This is a genomic window from Vibrio sp. YT-19(2023), from assembly GCF_033337395.1.
On sequence record NZ_JAWOQN010000769.1, the window covers coordinates 1 to 599 of the forward strand.

Here is a 599-nt window from a genome sequence, read left to right on the forward strand (position 1 = left end):
GATGTCTGCCAAAATGGTTTCTTGTTGTTCTTGGCTTAGACCGCCCGCGATACGTCGCCAGAATACCCACCAGTCAGTCCAGCCTTGATGGTTTTTGAACTGAATGTTCTGTTGGTACAGTCCCCAAACTTGCTCAATACGCCAAGAGTCGGTTGGATCGCCAAAGCCAGGACGCAGTGCAAAGCCAGCCAAACGAAGCCAGTTTTTCTCATGTTGTTCAGAGCGACGACGACGCTTACGGCCTTGCGCAAAAGTATCGAAAAGTTGACGGAGTGTGGTGAAGTCCCACTCATCGCGTTTACCCAGTTTCTTCTCAAGATCTTTTGCTAAGGTTTTGATTTCTTTGCCTTCAGCACTTTTCTTGTTGCCGCTGTATAGACGAGCAATCAGCTCCTTGCATTCGTTCAATCTTGGATGAAGCTGAATTTCCTCACCGTCATCGGCTTGTTTATTGCGAACTTCAAATTCCAGTTCCCAACGTTTGTTGTCGTCTTCGGCACTGACACACTCCATCTTAAGAGTGCCGACTTCGGTTAACTGACACGCCAGTTGCACTTCTACGCGCTCTTTCTGGTTGGCTTGTAGCTCTGCGCCTTCAC

Annotated in this window: 1 pseudogene; it reads right to left on the minus strand. The window is 48.6% G+C overall.

The features are described 5' to 3' along the window. Positions 1-599: pseudogene (locus R7E78_RS28365) on the minus strand (molecular chaperone DnaK); the annotation flags it as partial.